At 67.8% G+C, this 1,351-nt stretch carries 1 protein-coding gene; it reads right to left on the bottom strand.

Annotated elements, in window-relative coordinates:
• Positions 1-108 precede the first annotated feature (108 nt).
• A partial coding sequence (gene ahcY, locus BZL64_RS30345; RefSeq protein ID WP_086772354.1) for an adenosylhomocysteinase occupies positions 109-1,351 on the bottom strand: 1,243 nt, incomplete at its 5' end.

The following is a 1,351-nucleotide window of genomic DNA, read 5'->3' on the forward strand; positions in this document are numbered from 1 at the left end:
GCCCTCCGAGACAGGCCCCCGACACGGGGGTGCGGGGGCCTGTCTCGGAGGGCTCGGTGCTGAGGAGTGCGTCCGTGACGGGACGTGCTCCTCAGCGGACGGCCGGACTCAGTAGCGGTACTGGTCGGACTTGTACGGGCCGTCGACCTCGACGCCGATGTACGAGGCCTGCTCGGGGCGCAGGGTCGTGAGCTTCACGCCGAGTGCGTCGAGGTGGAGGCGGGCGACCTTCTCGTCGAGGTGCTTGGGCAGCACGTAGACGCCGGTCGGGTACTCGTCGGGCTTGGTGAACAGCTCGATCTGGGCCAGGGTCTGGTCCGCGAAGGAGTTGGACATCACGAACGAGGGGTGGCCGGTGGCGTTGCCCAGGTTCAGCAGGCGGCCCTCGGAGAGGACGATGAGGGTCTTGCCGTCGGGGTAGGTCCAGGTGTGGACCTGCGGCTTGATCTCGTCCTTGACAATGCCGGGGGTGGCGGCGAGGCCGGCCATGTCGATCTCGTTGTCGAAGTGGCCGATGTTGCCGACGATGGCCTGGTGCTTCATCTTGGCCATGTCGGTGGCCATGATGATGTCCTTGTTGCCGGTCGTGGTGATGAAGATGTCGGCTTGGCCGACGACCTCGTCGAGGGTGGTGACCTGGTAGCCGTCCATCGCCGCCTGGAGGGCGCAGATGGGGTCGATCTCGGTGATGATGACGCGGGCGCCCTGGCCGCGCAGGGACTCGGCGCAGCCCTTGCCGACGTCGCCGTAGCCGCAGACGACCGCGGTCTTGCCGCCGATGAGGACGTCGGTGGCGCGGTTGATGCCGTCGATCAGGGAGTGGCGGCAGCCGTACTTGTTGTCGAACTTCGACTTGGTGACGGCGTCGTTGACGTTGATCGCGGGGAAGAGGAGGACGCCGTCGCGCTGCATCTCGTACAGGCGGTGGACGCCGGTGGTGGTCTCCTCGGTGACGCCGCGGATCTCGGACGCCAGCTGGGTCCACTTCTGCGAGCCGTCGGTGATGGTGCGGTTGAGGAGTTCGAGGACGACGCGGTGCTCGTCGTTCTCGGCGGTGTCGACGGAGGGGACCTTGCCGTCCTTCTCGTACTCGACGCCCTTGTGGACGAGCATGGTGGCGTCGCCGCCGTCGTCCAGGATCATGTTCGGGCCGCCGGTGGGGCTGTTCGGCCAGGTCAGTGCCTGCTCCGTGCACCACCAGTACTCCTCCAGCGTCTCGCCCTTCCAGGCGAAGACGGGGATGCCCTGCGGGTTGTCGGGCGTGCCGTTCGGGCCGACGGCGATGGCGGCGGCCGCGTGGTCCTGGGTGGAGAAGATGTTGCAGGAGGCCCAGCGGACCTCGGCGCCGAGG

Origin of the sequence: Streptomyces bobili (genome assembly GCF_002154575.1) — a bacterium.
GTDB lineage: Bacteria > Actinomycetota > Actinomycetes > Streptomycetales > Streptomycetaceae > Streptomyces > Streptomyces bobili.